Source organism: Paenibacillus sp. V4I9, from assembly GCF_030817295.1.
In the GTDB taxonomy this organism is placed as follows: Bacteria; Bacillota; Bacilli; order Paenibacillales; family NBRC-103111; genus Paenibacillus_E.
In genome coordinates this window covers 6,475,477-6,495,067 of sequence record NZ_JAUSZE010000001.1, presented here as the reverse complement: position 1 = coordinate 6,495,067, position 19,591 = coordinate 6,475,477, and the positions used below count along the sequence as shown (strand labels likewise).

General features: G+C 47.4%; 16 protein-coding genes. 8 read left to right on the top strand and 8 right to left on the bottom strand.

What is annotated here, in order from left to right:
• The first annotated feature begins 22 nt into the window (after positions 1–22).
• From QFZ81_RS29955 to QFZ81_RS29945, 3 genes are read left to right on the top strand one after another with little or no spacing between them, the layout of a single operon-like run.
• Positions 23–910, top strand: coding sequence for a CehA/McbA family metallohydrolase domain-containing protein (locus QFZ81_RS29955; RefSeq protein WP_307438614.1), 888 nt, complete (start codon positions 23–25; stop codon positions 908–910).
• 43 nt (positions 911–953) lie between these two features.
• On the top strand, positions 954–1,973 hold the full coding sequence (locus QFZ81_RS29950) for a LacI family DNA-binding transcriptional regulator (RefSeq protein ID WP_307438616.1): 1,020 nt from the start codon (positions 954–956) through the stop codon (positions 1,971–1,973).
• 31 nt (positions 1,974–2,004) lie between these two features.
• Entirely contained in the window at positions 2,005–2,970 is a 966-nt protein-coding gene (locus tag QFZ81_RS29945; protein WP_307605678.1) for a carbohydrate kinase family protein, read from the top strand.
• Positions 2,971–3,187: 217 nt separating this feature from the next.
• Here QFZ81_RS29945 and QFZ81_RS29940 read toward each other — a convergent pair whose 3' ends face one another.
• Together QFZ81_RS29940 and QFZ81_RS29935 are read right to left on the bottom strand one after the other, a co-directional pair.
• Positions 3,188–3,640 carry a bactofilin family protein gene (locus tag QFZ81_RS29940; RefSeq protein WP_307438620.1) on the bottom strand — a complete coding sequence of 151 codons (453 nt, stop codon included), beginning with the start codon at positions 3,638–3,640 and terminating at the stop codon, positions 3,188–3,190.
• Positions 3,640–4,650: a M23 family metallopeptidase gene (locus QFZ81_RS29935; RefSeq protein WP_307438622.1), complete on the bottom strand. Its 1,011-nt coding sequence runs from the start codon at positions 4,648–4,650 to the stop codon at positions 3,640–3,642. The genes QFZ81_RS29940 and QFZ81_RS29935 overlap by 1 nt, the downstream gene beginning before the upstream one ends.
• Before the next feature lie 255 nt (positions 4,651–4,905).
• Between QFZ81_RS29935 and QFZ81_RS29930 the strand changes: the two genes are divergently transcribed.
• Both QFZ81_RS29930 and QFZ81_RS29925 read left to right on the top strand, forming a co-directional pair.
• Positions 4,906–6,102 carry a WD40/YVTN/BNR-like repeat-containing protein gene (locus tag QFZ81_RS29930; protein WP_307605677.1) on the top strand — a complete coding sequence of 399 codons (1,197 nt, stop codon included), beginning with the start codon at positions 4,906–4,908 and terminating at the stop codon, positions 6,100–6,102.
• A 150-nt stretch (positions 6,103–6,252) separates the two neighbouring features.
• Positions 6,253–7,095, top strand: a complete 843-nt coding sequence (locus QFZ81_RS29925) for a C40 family peptidase (RefSeq protein WP_307605676.1) — start codon at positions 6,253–6,255, stop codon at positions 7,093–7,095.
• A gap of 19 nt (positions 7,096–7,114) precedes the next feature.
• Here QFZ81_RS29925 and QFZ81_RS29920 read toward each other — a convergent pair whose 3' ends face one another.
• From QFZ81_RS29920 to QFZ81_RS29895, 6 genes are all read right to left on the bottom strand, one after another.
• On the bottom strand, positions 7,115–8,041 hold the full coding sequence (locus QFZ81_RS29920; RefSeq protein WP_307605675.1) for a polysaccharide deacetylase family protein: 927 nt from the start codon (positions 8,039–8,041) through the stop codon (positions 7,115–7,117).
• 50 nt (positions 8,042–8,091) lie between these two features.
• On the bottom strand, positions 8,092–8,817 hold the full coding sequence (locus tag QFZ81_RS29915; RefSeq protein WP_307438630.1) for a polysaccharide deacetylase family protein: 726 nt from the start codon (positions 8,815–8,817) through the stop codon (positions 8,092–8,094).
• 151 nt (positions 8,818–8,968) lie between these two features.
• Positions 8,969–9,466, bottom strand: coding sequence for a hypothetical protein (locus tag QFZ81_RS29910; RefSeq protein WP_307605674.1), 498 nt, complete (start codon positions 9,464–9,466; stop codon positions 8,969–8,971).
• A 25-nt stretch (positions 9,467–9,491) separates the two neighbouring features.
• Positions 9,492–10,673: an MGDG synthase family glycosyltransferase gene (locus QFZ81_RS29905; protein ID WP_307438635.1), complete on the bottom strand. Its 1,182-nt coding sequence runs from the start codon at positions 10,671–10,673 to the stop codon at positions 9,492–9,494.
• 57 nt (positions 10,674–10,730) lie between these two features.
• Positions 10,731–11,306, bottom strand: a complete 576-nt coding sequence (locus tag QFZ81_RS29900; protein ID WP_307438636.1) for a thymidine kinase — start codon at positions 11,304–11,306, stop codon at positions 10,731–10,733.
• 41 nt (positions 11,307–11,347) lie between these two features.
• Complete coding sequence (locus tag QFZ81_RS29895; RefSeq protein ID WP_307605673.1) at positions 11,348–12,325, bottom strand: HD domain-containing protein; 978 nt, start codon at positions 12,323–12,325, stop codon at positions 11,348–11,350.
• A gap of 99 nt (positions 12,326–12,424) precedes the next feature.
• Between QFZ81_RS29895 and QFZ81_RS29890 the strand changes: the two genes are divergently transcribed.
• From QFZ81_RS29890 to QFZ81_RS29880, 3 genes are all read left to right on the top strand, one after another.
• Complete coding sequence (locus QFZ81_RS29890) at positions 12,425–13,027, top strand: YdcF family protein (protein ID WP_307438640.1); 603 nt, start codon at positions 12,425–12,427, stop codon at positions 13,025–13,027.
• A 214-nt stretch (positions 13,028–13,241) separates the two neighbouring features.
• Positions 13,242–17,834: a glutamate synthase large subunit gene (gene gltB, locus QFZ81_RS29885; RefSeq protein ID WP_307605672.1), complete on the top strand. Its 4,593-nt coding sequence runs from the start codon at positions 13,242–13,244 to the stop codon at positions 17,832–17,834.
• Positions 17,835–17,939: 105 nt separating this feature from the next.
• Positions 17,940–19,424: a glutamate synthase subunit beta gene (locus tag QFZ81_RS29880; RefSeq protein ID WP_307605671.1), complete on the top strand. Its 1,485-nt coding sequence runs from the start codon at positions 17,940–17,942 to the stop codon at positions 19,422–19,424.
• The last annotated feature ends 167 nt before the right edge of the window (positions 19,425–19,591 follow it).

Genomic DNA, 19,591 nt, shown 5'->3' with positions numbered 1-19,591 from the left:
CGCCCAAGAGGAGAGGTTGTAAGTGACTTCAATAACAAATCCCTATGACAAACAAGGCATCTGGCTGCGAGGCAGCTTTCATAACCACACGACGAACAGTGATGGGCATCATCCGCTTTGGGCGGTGTACCGCATGTATCATGATTATGACTTTCTAGGCATATCCGATCATGATCTGATTACCGAGCATGAAGGCGAGCACACGATTGGGACCGTATTTGAAGCCATTGAGGTGAGCAGTTCGCAAACGCACATGCTGCTTGTCCACCCTCCGAGATCTCTTATGGACGGATACTCCAATGAATTTTCGATTGCCAATTATCAGAGACTATCCGATATATGTGTGGAGAACGGCGGCCTGTCTATACTGGCCCATCCGAACCGTTTTTTCTCCCATTATTGGCGGCATGAGGATATGCTCAGTATGCAGCGGTATAACGGCATTGAGGTTGTGAATGGGGATGGAAATCCGGAATACGACATCGCTTTCGATAAATGGGATTACCTATTGTCCGCAGGACGGAGGGTATGGGGCTTCGGAAATGATGACTCACACGTCTACGGGCAGGAGAAACGAGCCTGGAATATGGTGCTCACAGAAGAAAATACGAGTGGAGCTATTCTTACCGCGATTCGTGAGGGCAGCTTTTATGTTTCTACAGGCTATGGCTTTGAAGGAATTCAGGTAGAAGACGGTCAAATTATTTATGATCTTCGGTCAAGCCCATTGTATGATAAAATGTATAAATATGTGACATTGATCGGTAAAGAAGGCCGTATACTTCATGAGGAAACAGGAAGAATGAAACAGGTGAAGTATACGGTCAAAGGCGATGAAGGCTATATCCGCATCGCTGTCTACTTGGAAGGTGGATTCGGGGCGTTCGCTCAGCCGATATTTGTCGAATAACAGAGAAAAATGTTCATGCTGCAAGTAAGGAAGGATGATAATCATGGCGCCAAAAATTAAAGATGTAGCCAAGAAAGCGGGAGTATCCGTAACAACAGTTTCCAGAGTGTTAAACGGAGAAAAATACGTGAAGGACGATCTGAAGGCCAAAGTGAAACGCGTGATTGACGAGCTGGGTTATGCCCCAAGCCATATCGCGAGGAGTTTGGTACGGAAGAAAACGAACCTGATTGGCGTCATTGTTCCCGATCTGACATCCAGCTTCTATTCCACTATTTTGAGCAGTATCGAGGAAACGGCGAGCTTGAATGATTACAACCTACTGGTCTGCAACATTATCGAGGATACGGATAAAGAGCTAAAATATTTGAATGTGTTTAAAGAGATGCGTGTAGACGGCATTATTATTATGCATGAAAAATTAAGCGATGACATTCGCAGTTTTATTAATAAATTGGATATTCCTGTAATTTTTTCGAGTGTAAGACCATTAGATCATAAGTTCGTTTCTGTCATTATTGATGATTACGAGGCGGCCTATGATGCGACCCGTTATCTAATTGAGCTCGGACATGAGCGAATTGCCTTTATTGGCGGGGATATGAGAGACATCACCTCAGGGCAGAACCGTTATGTAGGCTATCGCAATGCACTCAAAGATCAGCGGGTCAGGATTGTGAATGACTATATCCGGTTCGGCGACTATAAGACGCAGAGCGGATACAATCTGATGAAGGAACTGCTTGCCTGTGAGCCTCGTCCTACCGCTTTATTTGCAGTAAGTGACGATATGGCGGTTGGAGCTATGAACTGCATTCATGACCATCAGCTAAAAGTGCCGGAAGATATATCCATCATCGGATTTGATGGAAGCCAACTGACGGAGCTCGTTCGTCCGCGCTTGTCCTCTATGGAGCAGCCTATTCAGGACATGGGGAAAATTACGGTGGATACGCTGATTGAATTAATTTCAGATCCTGCATGCAGTCCGAGGGAAGACTTGATATTGGGACATAGGCTTGTCGTACGCGACAGCTGCAGGGCCTATCAAACTGAGGGATAGACAGAGAACGGAGCGGGAGAGGGAGTGCGTAATGAGCAAATTTGATGCGGTTGTCATCGGCGATGCCAATATTGATTTAGTAGTGGTGGGCTGTAATCAGATTCCTCTGCCAGGGCAGGAAATTTTTGTTGAAGATATGTTGATGCATGTAGGCGGAGGTGCGGCTCTTTTCACGATCTCATTAGCCAAGCTAGGGCTGCATGTAGCATTTAATGGTGTTCTTGGAGATGATGGCTACGGTCATTATATTCGGGAACAGTTTGGACAATATGGTATCGATACCAGTCTGATCCGGACTAGCCAAACGAATCGTACAGGCATAACGATAGCAATTAATCCTGAGCAGGATCGTTCTTTTATTACCTATGCAGGATCAAACGCTGAGCTGCAAGTAAGCGATCTGGATTTAGCTCAAGTAGCGTCAGGCAGACATGTCCACGTAACCGGTTATAGAGGACGACGCAACCATAACGAATTCGTCGCTATGGCTAAGAAGTTGAAAGAGATGGGAGTAACACTATCTTGCGATGTAGGGTGGGATGATACCGGAGAATGGTATTCCGGGGTATTTGAGTTGATGCGTTATGTAGATGTCTTTCTGATGAACGAAACCGAGGCGCACCACTATACGGGCTTCGAACACATAGATGACAACCTAAGTTATATGTCGGGCTTCTGCAAGCATGTTGTAGTCAAGCTCGGACCCAAAGGAGCCGTAGCGATGAAAGACGGTTTGCAAACATCTCGCCCCGGATTCTCGGTCAAAGCTGTAGATACGACAGGAGCAGGAGATTCGTTTAATGCCGGTTACATGTATGGGTTCTTAACAGGGCAGAATGTCGAGACTTGCCTGTTATATGGCAACGTTTGCGGTGCTTTGTCAGTCGAAGCTTATGGCGGCAGCACCGGTACCCCGGATCGGGAAGGGCTGGAAGCTTTTATCAGGCAAAATAAAGAACAGGAATCCGACCTTCTGAAGTGGTATAACGAGGACTAGGTAGGGATATGCGAGGCTTATCCTCTATTCAGCTTGGTGTCAGATATTTTTAGTTGCGATCAGAAAGGGGCATTGACGAATGGCGGACGATCTGAGGTTCCGGGAGGACGGGACTTTTACCATAGTGCAATTCACGGAAACTGGATTGCGTGCAGCACTAATCTATTCGTGAACTTACTAAAAAACAGGGGAACCGCATACGCGGCTCCCCTGTTTTTTAGTTCCCGCCAGAAGCAGCCTGCTGCTCGCTCTTCTGCTGTTTATGTGCTTTGGCATCGATGACTTTGCTGTTTCCGCTGCCTTTTTCATTCACAGCTGCGAGGTTCATCGCACTGCTTCCTTGAAAAATGCCGCCCTCCTGAATAATGAAGGACCGGACATCGATATTGCCAACAAGCACGCCGGAGCTGGTCACGATGAGCTTGCCTTTGGTGTGAATATTGCCCTTCACTTTACCGGCAACGATGACATCGCGTGCCTGGATGTTGGACTGCACAACAGCGTTCTCACCAATGGTGATGTCGCCTGCGCACTCAATGTCGCCGTTCATCTGGCCTTCGATGCGAAGGCTGGCTTCGGACATGATTTTACCCTCACAAATGGTACTGCCCCCGATCAATGTGTCGGTTGTTTTCGTATCAATTCGCTTCGATTTAGAGCTTCCAAGCATTAGGGTTCATCCTTTCTATTGGTAATGAGATAAGGGGAGGGGTCGATCTGGACGCCGTTCTTATGAACTTCATAATGCAGGTGGGAGCCCGTGCTTCGTCCTGTGGAGCCGAGTAGGCCGATCTTTTGACCTTTCGTTACTGATTCTCCGCGTTTGACGAGGATTTTATTCAGATGCATGTACTCCGTTTGTATCCCTCGGGAATGATCGATAATAATATGATTGCCATGTTCGTTGTCAAAGCTGGCTTCTACGACTTTACCTGCAGCAGTGGCATATACGGGGTCATTGATCTCACCATCGAGGTCAAGCCCGGCATGCATGGTCGGTTTAAGCGTAAAAGGATCTCTTCGTATGCCGAAACCTGATGTAATAAGGTGGGTCGTCGTTGGCCAAAGTGTCGGCGTAATGCTGCGTAGACGCTCGGCTTCTACCAACCTGGCTTCGGATTCGCTCAAATTCACAAGAAGGGCGTTAATATCCCCAACTAACGAAAAAAGTCCTTGTTTGGTGCTGCTGACCAAAGAAGTTACTTCTTCCGAAGTAACAGGGACCTCGCTGCCACCGATGTCAGAGCGTACTCCACTCAGAGTTTCTGTACTCTCCATAGAAATCTTTTTGCTTGTCCGGTTTGTTCCTTCTGTCTGGCTCATTAACTGAATGACATGATCAAGTTTCTTAATTTCTTCTAACTTCACCTTAAATTCATTCGCTTGCTGGGATAAGTCAATCAAATTGGTTTGAAGCTGTTCCAGTTCGCTATTTTTAAGTGTAATTTGATTAACCAGTTGGCGTTCTTGTCCATCGAACGTTTGCTGCATGCTGGTTCTCGTTTGATGGGAGTAGATATTCATTAAGTAAATCGTGACAAAAAATCCAATCAACACGAGCAGGATCAAGCTTGGCACAATATATAGACTACTGTGCGGAAGCTTGAATCTTACGGTTCGGCGGTTGGCGCCCGGAATGATCATTAAGGTGAGTTCTTTTTTACCCCAGATGAATTTCAACCGATCCTCTTCCTTTCCGTAACAATGTCCCCCTCCTTGATTCGATTGTATTCGTCAAGAGGATGAGTCATGCCTAATTTATTATTTTGCTAAAATGGGAATGTTGGTAATTCTTGCTTCCAACATAAGCACTTTACGCTATGGGACATACTAAATTTGCCAAAAAGTTTTGTGTCTATGGGCTCAACTTTTCTGAGGAAAGTTACGTCTATAAGGTAGATCGATGAACGATTAGAAGTGAAGGGAGTTATCATCATGTTGAGAAAAACGATTACGTTTTTGGCAATAACGGTATTCGCACTTACAGGGTGTGAATCATCCGGAACCACAAGCGGGACAGTGAATGCTTCAAATTCACCGACGCCTAGTGCAACTATCACACCACAACCGACAGCTGCTGTTGACACGCCAGCTCCAGGTTCGACAGCTGTTCCTAATAAAGGTAATGAAACACCATCGAAGGTATCGATGAACGGGGTAACGGCGGTAAGGCTGGCTGATGCCAAGTCCGGCTGGATCGGCGGTAAAGGTTGGATCGCACGAACAGAGGATGGCGGTGTAAAATGGAAGGTTCAATACGAGGGGACAGGCGACATTAAGCAGCTGTTTGCACTGAATAGTCAAGATGCTTGGGCAGTTGCCTCGGATGAAGGTAAACTGCTAAGTACGAAGGATGGAGGCCAGCACTGGACATCCGTTGGTAAAGTACCGAATCAGGCGTTCCTTCATTTTGTAACGAAGACGGAAGCATTTAGCGGAAATGCACACACCATGGATGGAGGAGTGAAATGGACTTCCTTGTCAGTACCTGAGGGGACGAAGGGGGATGCTTATTTCCATGATAAAAATAATGGATGGGCTGTTAGACAAGTCAAGGATGCTATTGAAGTCCAACGAACACAGGATGGCGGCAAGACATGGAATAAGGTTATGTCCCGTAAAACAGCAGCCTCACTAACCGGTGTCGTTATCCGTTCTGCGGGTGTAAACGATGCGTGGGTTGAGCTAATTGGGGAATCGGGGATGACCCAAACCTCGTATTCGTTGTTTCACACGAAAGACGGCGGGAAAAGCTGGCTGACGGTTCTGGCAAACAGCACCGCCGGAGGTGGACCAGCCCCTGGTTTCCCTGCGGGTGAGAACACGGGGCCGAAGAACACGGGCGCAAAGCCCGGACCTCTCTACGTCGTGAGCCCAGACGTAGCTTATATGGGCGGGCAGTGCCCGAGCTGCGACAAGCCGAACTCCGTCGGGTGGACCAAGGACGGTGGCAAGACATGGGTAAACGGCAAGGAGTCGTTCACAGGCTATGGTGAGCTGCTGTTGGCTATGGCAGATGCGAATCAAGGGTGGCTCATCACGAATGACAATGAGCAGCCAAGCGTGATGTACACCACCGCTAGCGGTGGTGTTAGTTGGAACAAGGTGCATACGTTTGATGCACTGAAATAACGAAGAAGCCTTTCCGGAAGCAGAGCACTGCTGACGGAAAGGCTTCTTTGCTGTCTAATCACCCATGAAATTCCATCCTCTATACCCCCTGACCTTGTCATCGGCCGTAGAATTGTATAGGTAAACTTGCTTATCTAGAGGAGGCCACACATGCTTGCCAAAAAATATGCGATAGCCGCTCTAGTTTTTGCTTTTCTGGTATTAATCGGTTTTACCATAAAAAATCCTGAAAACATGGAATTATCGGCTGCATTCTCGAATGCTCACTCCAATAGATGGGTAGCAGCTGCCCCTATTCAGTTATCAGGACAGGATACCACTACCGATAAGGAATCTTCAGCGAAACCAAAGGCTGAAGTGAGAATGTCGGAGCAAGGGTCAGCTCCTTTCACCGGAAGTGAGGTGCAGCTGACAACTCCTGATAGCAGCGTACCTTTCGCGAAGGAGAATGAGAACGCTCTCACACAAGATCAGACCCATGATGGAGATGATCCAGTCCCAAATGCGAAGAATGTAAAGATATCCGCTGCCGAAATAGCTAAAGTAGTCGCACATTTTGAACGGCTTGCCCATTCGGATCAAAAGGAGCCGAGTTGGAAACGTAAAGCCGACCATCTCGTAGTAAAAGGATTTGGCTTCCTTGGAACCCCCTACGTATTCGGGGCGAAGTCGGACCAAACTGACTCTTTCGACTGTTCCTCCTTCTTGAGATACATCTTTATCAGTCAAGGGGTATCGCTGCCGCGTGATTCAAGGCAGCAGAGTCAGCTAGGTACAGAAGTGTCCATCGATCAGCTGCGTGAAGGTGATCTCGTGTTTTTCACCACTCCCAAAAGAAAAAATAAAAGCGGTATCGACCGTATCGGACATGTTGCGGTGTACTTAGGTAACGGTCTTATGCTGCATACCTTCCGCCCAGGCATTGGAGTCACGATATCAGAATTGAATAGCTCTTGGAGAGAGCGCTTAGTTAAGGCTAAGCGCGTTCTGTAACTCTCCCAGAAGTTCCACGTCATTCTGTCCCAAAATACTGTTCACCAACTGGAACCCGATTTGTAGACAATACATCACTTACAGTCCCTACGTGCAATCCTTTATTCTTTACAGCGGTAATCATGCCATCCAAGGCTGAACTTGCTGATCGAGTAGGATGCATCAGGATTAAGAAACCATTGTCCGCTTTTGTATTTATTTTATGAATAATGGATTGCGGGCTTGGATTTCTCCAATCAACCGTATCTAACGTCCACAACACCGTATTCAGCTTCATACTTTGAGCAACTTCTACAGTCTCTTTATCGAAATCGCCCGACGGGGGAGCAAACCATCGATTATTTACTTGCAGCTCTTGAGAGAGCAGTTTCTCGGTTTTCGAGATTTCTTGGTAAGCTTGGCTGTTGCTTAATTGGCTCATGTTTTTATGAGAATAAGCATGATTGGATAATTCATGACCGCGGTTCAGAATTTGTTTGGCCGTGGTCACATTCTTTTTAAGCCAAGAACCGTCAAGAAAGAAAGTTGTTTTCACATGATGCTTGTCCAATGTATCGAGAATAACAGGGATATATTCATTTCCCCATGCAACATTGATCATGAAAGAAACCATAGGTTTTTGAGGGTTGCCGCGATAAATGGGGGCAGCTCCCAACTGGTTAAGATGAATCTCCGCTGGTATTTCCTTATAAACATAATGAATAGATCTGCCGCCAAGGTTGTTCTTGTTCATTTCGTATGTCTTTTGTATATCGACTTCCAGACCATTGTAACCAGGGATAGCACCCTCAACACGATCTATTCTGGCGGATATAGGTGAGATTCGCATTTTTGGAGCTTCATTCATAATCTCGGTCATGACGGAGTCGCCAGCAGATGTTGTGAATCCGAACAAAACAGGCAGCGCACAAAGTATCAAACAATAACTTAACTTAAAATTTGCCATCGAAAAGCACTCCATTTCAGATCTCTTTTTAGATTTAGGCATTTCTATGTCTAATGAATTTTTGCAGGGAGAGCCTTGTTATAGTTTAGAAGTTGTGAAACGGTAACTAGCTGATATCCCCTACTTTTTAATTCCGGCAAAATAATCTTCAAGGCTGCTATGGTCTGTGTAGGACCTTCAATATAGTCATGAAATAACACAATATTTCCGTTTTTCGCATTCTTTAATACACGATTTACAATTTTGTTGACCCCTGGTGTACTCCAATCCTTTGTATCCAATTGCCAACTCCACATAATCATCTTATAACCTTCTGCTCGGACAGTAGCTACAAGACTCTCGTTATAAAACCCTCCAGGTGGGCGAAACAATAGGCACCGTCTTCCTGTTGTGTCATAAATAAGTTCCTCTGTTTGATTAATTTCTTTTTTGATGTTGTTTTTTTTGCTTAGATAGGCGTGGCTATATGTATGATTAGCTATCTCATGGCCCTCGCGTATAGTTTGATTTAGAACTTCAGGATAAAGTTTTACTTTATTACCGACAACGAAAAAAGTGGCCTTAGCCTCGTACTGTTTTAGAAGTTCCAGAATCTGAGCTGTGTACTCAGGGTGAGGACCATCGTCGAACGTTAATGCAATGACTTTTTCATCGGTGGTTATTTCCCAAACGATTTCTCCGCGTGTCTCATAATAAGCTCGATCTTTCTTAGGGGTTGCATTAGCAGTAGGCTGCATCAAAAATAGACAAATACACAAAATAAAGAATATTCTCATCGTGTTCTCCTTTATACAAGTGGGTGCAAATTTATAATCTCCAATTAACCCAAACCAATTCAATATAAATTTGGCTCGATTCAGCTCTTATGGTTATTTTGAGCAAAAAAAAAGACATGTTTGCAGCAACATGTCTTTTTGCACCATCTTATTAGGCCTTCGGTTGATCACCACCATTACTTCCGTTATTGCCCCCACTCCCATTCCCGTTTCCATTAAAAAAGGTATTCGTCAATGCACGAATCTTCTCCATGAATTTCCCGTACCCATATCCAGTGAGAAACGCCACGCTGATACGAGCAGCCATCGAGTCCCCGACTTGCAGCAGCAGAATGCCGCTCTCGAATAAGACGATGGTGATAATCGCTGATCCGAAGCATAGTATCGGACGCATCAGGTACCAGTACACCCATTGTGTGGTGAGGTCATGGTAATGCTCATGAAACATGCGTAGTCCATACAGCGCCCCGCCTAGAGCTCCTGCAAATCCAAAACACGCATACTCGTGATACAGATTTATGTCAATACCGAGAAGTTTCCCCTGAACAGAGCCGCTCCCCAGCACAGCCATCATCCAGAGGCTGCCGACGAACCAGATAAGCAAATAAGTGAAGATGAACTGCTTACCGAATCGGTGAAGGGGATCCATAAATAAAACACCGCCCTATACATGGTTAATACCATTGTATGAGCGTTGTTGTTGTTGATGCCTGCATATAGGGGCGCTTCTCCGATAACTTTAAATATTGCATGATAGCTGCGGAGCAGTCTTGCGCCGTATATTTTTGATGGTTGCGGATGTCCGTTCTACGTTTAACAAGTTCGGGATACTGTTCAAGCAGCAATTTGAACCAGTGATCTATCATCTCTAGCGAAATAATTTTCTGACCATAACCCTGTTCCTGAAAATAGTCGCAGTTCTTCTCTTCTTGACCTGGAATTGGGCTGTAGAACAGCATCGGAATGCCTTTGGCCATCGCTTCTGTACAGGTCATCCCGCCAGGCTTTGTAATGAGCAGATCGGAGATGTCCATCAGCTTGTTAATCTCACTAGTGTAACCGATTAGATGTACGTTAGGCTGCCGGAACACGTCTTCCTCGAGTAGTTGTTGACGCGCTTTTTCATTCGTCCCCAAGCAGATTAGAAGCTGGATATCCTTGCTCCAGCTTGCCAAGTACGTCAGCAGTTCTTCCTTTTCTTCCTTTTTAAATACACCCCAACCGCCGCCCATGACCATAACTGTGGGCATTGCTTTTAGACCAAATTCTTGGCGAATCTGCTCTTTGCTATGTTCCAACCGGAAATTAGGATGTACAGGAATCCCCGTGACTTCAACATGCGTTTCCGGCACGCCGCGGGCTATCAAGCGTTCTCTCACCAATGGTGTTGAAACCAAATATTTGTCCACTGCTGGATCAATCCACGTGCCATGAATGTCATAATCGGTGATGACGGTGAAGAGTGGAACAGCAAGTCCAGCTCTTTTCAGACGAGAGACAATGATGCTCGGAAAAGGATGTGTGCAAACGATGATATCTGGTTTTAGCTGCTTGATGATTGCTTTCGTTTGGGAGTAGAAAATACGATGCAGAAAAAGCGCTGCAACGCGGTTAGGCGACTTTTCATATTGATTACGGTAAAGCATACCATAGAGTTTAGGTTGTGATGTAACCGTGCGGCGGTATGCCGAAAAGATCCAAGGTGCTAAGGTAGGATGCAAAAAAGCGCCAAGTTCGATCACGCGTGTGATAATTTCAGATGAGCTTTGTCTTAGCTCCACTGAAAGCGCGTGAGCCGCTTGCGTATGACCTTTCCCGAAGCCCTCGGATAAGAGCAAAATCCGTTTTTTTCGCAAGGAACTCACCTTTCTTAATAAAACCATATCTTTGTGACCTATAGATAGGTATAGCCTTTAAATTTGTGAAGACTTCCGTTTAGATGCATAACATTTACGACACACAGGTACATAGCTTTCATTACCGCCAATTTGAATCTGTTCGCCGTGGAAGATCGGCACCCCGTCTTTGCAGCGCATATTCATAATCGCTTTTTTGTCGCAATACCAGCAGACGGTTTTGATCTCCTCAATCGTGTCAGCTACAGCTAATAAGGCATCGCTTCCTTCGAATAATTTCCCCATGAAATCAGCCCTGAGCCCATAAGCAATAACGGGAATATCCAATTCGTCCACAATTTCAATTAATTGAGCAACCTGCTCTTTATTCAAAAACTGCGCTTCGTCAACCAAAATGCAGTTTGGGCGTTCTCTACTCGCGAGTGCAATCATATCCAAGTTCTTGTCGACGACGGTAGCGACCTTTTGCATGCCGATTCTGGAAACGACTTTGCCAACCCCGAAACGATCATCTACGACGGACGTGAGAAGCAGTACTTTCTTTCCTTGTTCTTCATAATTATGAGCGACTCGTAAAACTTCAATTGATTTACCACTGTTCATTGTTCCGTAACGGAAATACAATTTTGCCAAGCTGGGCCATTCCCCTCTGCGGATGAAATAAATGTAAGTATTTAAATGGTAAAAAAGTAAGTGGCTGTCATGCTATCGAGCTCTGCCAGCTTGACGGCGGATTGAAAGCTTGCTTCTGAGGCGAGCTTGTTGCCGATCAGTGGCTGTTTCTTGTAAGGCTTTCGAATTTTGACTTCTATACTGCCTGGAACAGGCTCCCCTGTGATTTGAATCCGTTGGGGCTCGTACATTAGCACATGGATGATTTCCCTGGAAGTCGCATTATTGCTCTGCAAAAGCTCCTGGATCAATTCGTGATCCATAAGGGAAGGAATACGTTCTTTCATACCAGGGTTTGACTCGCAGTGATGAGCAGCGGCCTTGGCCAGCAGAGCATCCATCGCGAGAAACTGTGGGTTCAGAAAGAGTCGATGATCTTCGACAACCGCATGAACGAGCGCAGCAGCCGTATCTTCGTCAGCTTCCACATAATGACCGCGTAAGCGAAGCCCTTTGACAATCTCAGAGGGTGGCCGTACTTGTTGTCCGGCATAATAAGTATCTCTCAGAAAGCTATCCAGATGATCGAGCCCGAGCAGCGTTGTTTTATTCGTAAGAGGGCTGTCTTGATTCAAAATATCCACAATCGACGGTGGCGAAATGCCGTGCTTGATAAGAATATCAGCAACGACGCCACGCCTAATCAATTGCTCAGTCTGCTGATGATGATCGTACCCAAGTGTTCTCTCAACCGCATGGGAGAAAGGCAAGTGTCCAATATCATGTAGAAGCGCAGCAATACGCAAATGAGGTTCATCTGGGCAAAAGTGAGCCATCAATGACCAGACGCCTACGGTATGTTCAAAACGGGAATGTGTCATCGGTGAAAAAAGCGCAGATGCCCCGAAGTGATGTAGAAACTTCAGACGGCGCAGCGGCTGCGACCGGAAAAGCTCAACTTCAATCGGATGGGCCTTCATTTGCCATTGATAGAGAGGCTCCCAGATCGTTCCGGTTGAAAAAGTATGCTGTATACTCAAAACAGAGTTCCTCCTAGGCTGTGGAATCTGGATGTATGTTCATTGCAGCGGTATAAGCTATCATAGCATGAAACATAGAAAGTTTGCTATCATGGGGCTATGAAAAAGAAACTCAAAACTTGGCTTTGGATACTCGTCGCATTGTTCCTAATCATCCTGATTTACTTTTCTTTAATGAGTTGGAAAGTTAACTATACTTGGAAACATTCCCATGGAACTCCCAGTGATTGTATCATTATTCTAGGTGCTGCGGTATGGGATGGCAAGCCGAGTCCGGCTTTGCGTGAACGATTAGATATTGCGGTGGAGGCTTACAGCAGCGGATTAGCTCCGAAGATTATTGCCAGTGGGGGGATAGGCGGCAGTGAACCCTCCGAAGCTGAAACGATGAAACGGTATTTATTGGAGAAAGGAGTACCGGAGCGGGCCATCCTTTTAGAGGAGAAGTCACGAAGCACCATGGAGAATTTACAGAACAGTCAGGCGATTATGATGGAAAAAGGATATCGGACAGCGGTGATTGTAACGCATGGCTTCCATGCTTATCGGGCATCTCTGATGGCGGGAAGCCTGGGAATGACATCGACGATCGAGCCGGTTCAGATTCGTCCGCTTTCATTGACGTATTACACGTTAAGGGAGTGTGCAGGCATTGCTATTTTCACGCTGGAATCTATTATAATGAAACCCTTTTCATATTAATTATTTTTGAATTGAACTATAAGATATCAAGTGTTAATATAATATAAAAAATATTGAGAATATTTCATCTAATTAATTTGCGGTTTTGATGGAATAGGCATTCGCGTGTCATCACTTTTTAGCGCTTTAACGCGTGCGTCCAAGGGTAAACGACTCCGTCGTCCAATAAGGACGAAGAGTACAACCAAAAACGAGGGAAGAAAGGTTGCACAACATGACTAAAATTGGATTACCTCCCAAACAGGGATTGTACGATCCGGGGTTTGAGCATGATGCGTGCGGTATTGGCTTTGTTGCCAATATCAAAGGTGTCAAATCACATGAAATCGTCAAACAGGCGCTTCGTGTCCTTTGTAATTTAGATCATCGCGGTGGTCAAGGCAGTGAACCGAATACGGGTGACGGGGCAGGCTTATTGATGCAAATCCCGGATACGTATCTTCAGTCCGCTTGTGAAGAGGAGAATATTAAGCTCCCTGCTGCTGGCAGCTATGGGGTCGGTATGGTTTATTTACCTCAGGATTTGGAGGCGCGCCAAGCATGTGAGAGTATAATTGAGCGAATTGTCAAACAAGAAGGGCAGCAGTTCCTCGGATGGAGAACCGTTCCAACGGACAACAGTTCTTTGGGAGATTCCGCCAAGTCAGCAGAGCCGTTTGTACGCCAAGTCTTTATCGGTCAAAGTGAAGACGTTACGAGCAACTTGGATTTTGAGCGTAAGCTATATATCATTCGTAAGCTATCTGAAAACGTTATCAAATTATCTCATCGTGAATCGCAATTTTACTATTCTAGCTTGTCTAGCAGAACGATTGTATATAAAGGAATGTTAACGCCTGCGCAAGTGGATGCTTATTACATTGAATTGCAAGATGAGAAAGTAGACTCCGCACTCGCACTCGTTCACTCTCGCTTTAGTACGAACACGTTCCCGAGCTGGGAACGTGCACATCCGTACCGCTATTTGATTCATAATGGTGAAATTAATACCCTGCGTGGCAATGTGAACTGGATGCATGCCCGTCAGGCTATGTGCGAAACCGAATTATTCGGCGAAGATTTCAAACGCATTCTTCCTGTTATTGATACTGATGGTTCCGATTCACAAATGTTTGATAATACATTAGAATTCCTCATGCTTTCCGGACGTTCGCTGCCGCATGCAGCGATGATGATGGTGCCAGAACCTTGGTCCAAACACGAAACGATGGATGATGAGAAAAAGGCTTTCTACGAGTACCACAGTACACTGATGGAGCCGTGGGATGGTCCAGCAGCCATTGCTTTCACAGATGGCAGTCAAATTGGAGCAATTCTTGACCGCAATGGCTTGCGTCCATCGCGTTACTGTGTAACTACTGATGATTTCATTGTTCTGGCTTCTGAAGTAGGTGTTTTGGATATTGAACCGGAGCGCATTTTGTACAAAGATCGTCTCAGACCGGGACGTATGCTGCTTGTTGATACAGTAGAAGGCCGCATCGTGACTGATGAGGAAATCAAAAGCCGCATCGCTGGCGAAGAGCCTTACCGCGATTGGCTGAACGAGCACCTTGTTTCCCTTGAAGACTTGGAAGATGCGCCAATCGTGCTAGGTTCCGACTATGACACGGTACTGCAGCGTCAGCATGCATTCGGCTATACATTCGAACAACTGCGTAAGACACTGGAGCCAATGGCCAAAACGGGTGTAGACCCCATTGGTTCAATGGGTACGGATGCACCGCTTGCCGTGCTTTCCGATCGACCGCAGCTGTTATATAACTATTTTAAGCAATTGTTTGCGCAGGTTACCAACCCGCCGATCGATGCGAACTTCGAAGAAATTATTACAGCTCAAGGCACTACAATTGGTCCTGAGCGTAATCTGATTAACCCTGAACCGGAGAGCTGTCGACAAATACGTTTGCAATCGCCATTCCTCACCAATGAAGAGCTGGCGAAGCTGCGTCATATTAAGCGCGATGGCTTCAAAACAGTTACCTTGCCTACACTATTCGAGGCGGCCGAAGGCACAGAGGGTCTGGAAAGTGCGATGCAAGCTCTTTATACTGCGGCTGATCAAGCCATTGTGGAAGGCGCTTCGCTAATCATTCTTTCAGACCGCGGTGTGGATAGCCGTAAGGCACCGATTCCAGCGCTGCTTGCGACTTCGGGTCTGCATCACCATTTGATTCGCCAAGGCACACGGACCAAAGTCAGCTTGCTTGTAGAGTCGGGCGAACCGCGTGAAGTGCACCATTTTGCTTTGCTGCTTGGTTATGGCGCAGGGGCTATTAACCCGTATCTCGCGTTGGAAACGTTAGACGACATGATAGGGCGCAAGCAGCTAGTTGGCGTTGATATTGAGAAAGCGACATATAACTACATTAAAGCGGTGACGAAGGGCGTTGTTAAAGTCCTGGCGAAAATGGGTATTTCCACGATCCAGAGTTATCGTGGGGCGCAAATTTTCGAAGCGATTGGACTTAGCCAAGAGCTCATCGATTCGTATTTCACATGGACCTACACACCTGTTGGCGGTATTGGTATCGATATTGTGGCTAAGGAAGCTTTGATCCGCCACAACCGCGCTTTCTCCGAGCAAGAAGGACGTGATAAAGTGCTCGATACCGGCGGTGACTTGCAATGGCGCAGAGATGGAGAAGATCATCTCTATACCCCAGAAACGGTGCATGCCTTACAATCAGCCGTTCGTACGAACAACTTTGCGATGTACAAGAATTTCTCGAAGCTCATCAAACGTGAGGATGAGAAATATATGGCTCTGCGAGGGCTTCTGAGCTTCAAGGAAGGCCGACAACCGATCCCGATCGAAGAAGTGGAGCCGATCGAGTCGATCTTTAAGCGCTTCAAGACGGGAGCCATGTCCTATGGCTCCATCAGTAAAGAAGCGCATGAAACGATTGCGATTGCGATGAACCGCATCGGCGGCAAGAGCAACACCGGCGAGGGCGGCGAGCATCCGGAGCGCTTCACGCCGGATGCGAACGGCGACCTTCGCCGCAGCGCAATCAAGCAGGTGGCGTCCGGCCGCTTCGGCGTCACAAGCCACTATCTCGTCAATGCTGACGAGATTCAGATCAAGATGGCGCAGGGCGCGAAGCCCGGCGAGGGCGGTCAGCTCCCGGGAACCAAGGTGTACCCTTGGGTTGCTGAGGTTCGCGGCGTTACGCCAGGCGTAGGCTTAATCTCACCGCCGCCGCATCACGATATTTATTCGATCGAGGATCTGGCTGAGCTGATCCACGATCTCAAGAATGCCAACCCGCGGGCACGGATCAGCGTAAAGCTGGTATCCGAAGTCGGTGTTGGCACCATCGCTGCCGGCGTAGCCAAAGGGAAAGCGGACGTTGTCCTGATCTCCGGCTACGACGGAGGAACAGGCGCGTCGCCGCAGACGAGTATTCGTCATGCGGGACTGCCGTGGGAGCTCGGTCTGGCGGAGACGCATCAGACGCTCGTGCTCAACAACCTGCGCAGCCGTATCGTCGTCGAGACAGACGGCAAGCTGATGACAGGGCGCGACGTTGTCGTAGCTGCCCTGCTTGGGGCTGAGGAGTTCGGCTTCGCTACAACTCCGCTCATTACAATTGGCTGCGTGATGATGCGCGTGTGCCATCTGGATACCTGTCCGGTTGGGGTTGCTACGCAAAATCCGGAGCTTCGCAAGAAATTTGCCGGGGACCCGCAGCATGTGGTCAATTTCATGACCTTCATCGCACAGGATGTGCGTGAGATGATGGCTGAGCTTGGCTTCCGCACCATCGAAGAGATGGTCGGACGCACAGATGTGCTTGAGTCTAAGCAAGCTGTCGAGCATTGGAAAGCTAAGGGCGTCGACTTATCGCCGCTTTTGCACCAACCAGAGATGGGCGAGCATGTAGGCCGTTTCTGCCAAATGGAGCAGGATCATGGTTTGGATCGCTCTTTGGACGTAACGAAGCTGCTCTCTATTTGTGAGCCTGCTATTGAGCGCAAGGAGCATGTGCATGCCATCCTGCCAATTAAGAACGTCAATCGTGTTGTCGGAACGATTGTAGGTAGTGAAGTTACACGTCGTCATGGCGTGGACGGCTTACCTCACGATACAATCCGCCTCCATTTTAATGGGTCTGCTGGACAAAGCTTCGGTGCTTTCGTACCAAAAGGGATCACACTTTCGTTGGAAGGCGATGCCAATGACTACGTTGGTAAAGGATTATCTGGTGGTAAGTTGGCGATCTTCCCTTCCAGCAAGTCAAACTTTGTTCCCGAAGACAACGTGATTATTGGAAATACTGCATTCTATGGCGCAACCGACGGGGATGCTTACATCCGGGGTATTGCAGGCGAGCGTTTCTGCGTAAGAAACAGCGGCGTGCGAGCGGTTGTCGAAGGTGTAGGCGACCATGGTTGTGAATATATGACGGGCGGACGTGTTGTTGTTCTGGGTTCTACGGGACGCAACTTCGCAGCTGGTATGTCGGGCGGTATCGCCTATGTGTTGGATGAGAAGGGTGACTTTTCAAGTAAGGTGAACAAAGAAATGGTTTACCTAGAGCAGCTGGAAGAAACGTATGAAATGAACGAACTGAAAACGATGATTCAGCATCATGCCACATTTACGGATAGCAGCGTTGCCCACCAAGTTATTCAGCACTGGGATGAGTACGTTTGGAAGTTCGTGAAGGTTATACCGAAGGACTACAAACGGATGTTTGATGCTATCGAGAAGGTGAAACGCTCTGGATTAAGCCAACAAGAAGCCGTCATGGTTGCTTTCGAGGCGAATATGAGGGACGTTTCACGTGTCGGTGGAAATTAACGAATCAGATCAGATGCTATGAAGTAAGTTTTGCTTATGCAAAACATGTGATGCTTCCGATGCCAGTTTTTCTGGCGAAATACTCTTGGGAGGGATTAAACGTAAATGGGTAAACCAACTGGTTTTATAGAACATAGTCGTGAAGTGGCAACTGAAGCTGCTCCTCTAGTCCGAATTGGACATTGGAAGGAATTTGCGACGCCGCTGACTGAAGATAAATTGCAGACGCAAGGGTCTAGATGTATGGACTGTGGGATTCCATTCTGTCACACAGGGGCGCTGATCAGCGGCATGGCTGCTGGTTGCCCGGTTAATAACCTCATTCCGGAATGGAATGATTTGGTGTACCGCGGTCAATGGAGAGAAGCTCTGGATCGTCTGCATAAGACAAACAACTTCCCTGAGTTCACGGGACGCGTTTGCCCGGCGCCATGTGAAGGTTCGTGTACGGTAGGTCTGAAGGATACACCGGTTACGATCAAAAGCATCGAGAAAGCCATTATTGATAAAGGCTTCGATGAAGGCTGGACTACACCTGAGCCTCCGGAAGTACGCACAGGTAAAAAGGTAGCTGTCGTAGGTTCGGGTCCATCCGGACTCGCTGCAGCAGCGCAGCTGAACAAAGCCGGACACTGGGTAACCGTGTTCGAGCGTGCAGACCGCGTGGGCGGACTGCTCATGTACGGTATTCCGAATATGAAGCTCGACAAGAAGTACGTTCAGCGTCGTGTGGACCTGCTTGAAGCCGAGGGCATCACGTTCATTACCGGCGCTCATGTCGGTGTGAACTATCCGATTGAGAAGCTTCAAGAGGAGTTCGATGCCATCGTTCTTTGCGGTGGTGCAACGAAAGGCCGCGATCTTCCGATCGAGGGTCGTGAGCTAAGCGGCGTCCACTTGGCCATGGAATTCCTGAGCAAGAACACGAAGAGCTTGCTGGATTCCGAGCACGCTGACGGTGAGTTCATTTCCGCCGAAGGTAAGGATGTTATCGTCATCGGCGGCGGCGACACGGGTACGGACTGCGTGGGCACATCTTTGCGTCACAAAGCGAAGAGTGTTACGCAATTTGAGATTATGCCGAAGTCGCCGGACACTCGTCCTGCGAACAATCCTTGGCCGGAATGGCCAAAAGTCCACAAAGTGGACTACGGTCAACAAGAAGCGGCTGCGGTGCAAGGCGAAGATCCGCGCCAATACTTAATCAACACGAAGAAATTCGTGGGGGATGAGAATGGCAACTTGAAGGAGCTGCACACAGTGCTCATCGAGTGGCAGAAGAACGAGAAGGGCCAATTCGTTCCAGTGGAAGTTCCGGGCAGCGAGAAAGTATATCCAGCTCAGTTGGTACTGATCGCGATGGGCTTCACAGGACCGGAGAACACGGTGCTGGATCAACTCGGCGTCGTCAAGGACGAGCGCTCTAACGCAAAAGCGGACTACGGTAAGTTTGCGACGAGCGTGGATGGTGTTTTTGCTGCCGGTGACATGCGTCGTGGGCAAAGCCTCGTAGTTTGGGCGATCAACGAAGGTCGCGCAGCGGCTCGTGAAGTTGATCGTTACTTGATGGGATCATCGAATCTACCATAAAGATGTGGAAAAGGAAGAAACCCTTGGTTTGGGTTTCTTCCTTTTTGTTTGTATTCATTTTTCACCGTATTTGGCGGAAATAGAGTTGTGGGGGATTTATCCGCTGTTTTCCGAGCTTACTTCGAATCGAGGCATTGGCCAAAGATTCTATTTGCATGTTTGATGTA